This window comes from Microcoleus sp. Pol8_D6 (genome assembly GCF_036700965.1).
Lineage (GTDB): Bacteria > Cyanobacteriota > Cyanobacteriia > Cyanobacteriales > Microcoleaceae > Microcoleus.
The window spans coordinates 1-1,351 of the sequence record NZ_JAUBPW010000167.1 but is presented as its reverse complement, the minus strand read 5'-3'; the positions used below and the strand labels follow the sequence as shown (position 1 = coordinate 1,351).

2 protein-coding genes and 1 pseudogene are annotated in these 1,351 nt (G+C 42.3%); 2 read left to right on the top strand and 1 reads right to left on the bottom strand.

The window, feature by feature from the left end:
• Positions 1-215: pseudogene (locus QUA10_RS29020) on the top strand (hypothetical protein); the annotation flags it as partial.
• A 22-nt stretch (positions 216-237) separates the two neighbouring features.
• Positions 238-591, top strand: a complete 354-nt coding sequence (locus QUA10_RS29015) for a transposase (protein WP_333085951.1) — start codon at positions 238-240, stop codon at positions 589-591.
• Between the two features lie 499 nt (positions 592-1,090).
• On the opposite strand, the gene QUA10_RS29010 is transcribed toward QUA10_RS29015, so the two are convergent.
• Positions 1,091-1,351: IS1 family transposase (locus tag QUA10_RS29010; protein ID WP_333086494.1), on the bottom strand; the 261-nt coding region annotated here is incomplete at its 5' end.

Below are 1,351 nucleotides of genomic sequence, written 5' to 3'. Positions count from 1 at the left end.
TTGGTAATTTACTTTCATACAATCGTCCTTTTGCTAGAAGTGCTATTGTAGCATATTTTTGGAGAAGTGGTATAAAAAATCTAGTATTTTTAGATGAAACTGGAGTAGTGCTAGGTTTAAGCCGAACTCATGCACGTTCCCAACTAGGAACTAGAGCCTCTGCGGTTAAACCTTTTTACGCCCGGCAAAAAAGTCACAGTAATTGGTGCAATTAGTCTCAAGCGAGTAGTGGCCCTCATGACACTGGATAACTCGATGGATGGCAAAGCATTTGAGGTATTTATTGAAAAATGTTTAGCGCCACAATTGTGGTCGGGAGCAGTAGTAGTGATGGATAATTTACCCGCGCATAAACTAGCTTCAATTGAGCCTATGATTGAAGCTGTGGGTGCTTCTATCTTGTGTTTGTCCCCATACTCTCCTGATTTTAATCCAATTGAATTATGGTGGTCACAGCTCAAATCTTTATTGATCCAGTTTTCACCAACCACCACTAAAATGGTTGACACCATAATTGCTGTAGCTCTTGATTTAATGAATCCGAAACATCTCAAAAACTGGTTTACTAATTGCTGCTACTGTACCTCATAACAGCCGGAAGTGCTGTAGATTGGTATCACCGATGCGGAAAACCTGTACAAATTGGGTGGTTCTAATCAACGTTTGCAAACAGTGGAGACTCATCTGTGGCGTGGTCAGGTCTATGGGGCAATCGCTGCTTTGGCTGACTGGGATGTACCGTCAAGAACTTTCTGGATTATCTAGAACGACATCGATGTAGAATTTCTGATTATCAGGCGATGCAGTGTCAAAAGATCACAATTGGTTCGCTTTGCTGTCGAGGCGACAATTAAACAGATTTGACGGAGAATCAAAATATCCGGGGCCGGGTGGAATCGTGACAATCTGGCTCAACTTCTGAAACATCGTTGTGCTTATTAAAATCTCGCTTTAGCCTGAATAGTATTTATACTCATTACATATTTGAGATGCTCCCGATGTCTCTTTTTATCCAAGCTTTGCTTTTTTATCTCCGTAATTTCCGATTGTGACAGTTGAGGGTGCGGAATGTGGGTTCAAATAAACATTGCTAACACTTGACAATCCGCCACAAAGGCTTAAAAGTTTCTCCACTATGATCTCCGATTGTCCAGGCTAAGACTCCTGGTTGCTTGTGATTAACTGCTGTCCAAATCCAAAGTTTATTACCCTTGTTGCCCATGAAGGTCTGGAGTTCATCAAGGTCTTTAATTTCGGGGATTTCCTCGAACTGTGGCGCATCAGGGATTTGGCAACCAGCTTCCCTTATCCAGTGGATGATCGTAGTGTGGTGGATTCCGGTGACTCGCAA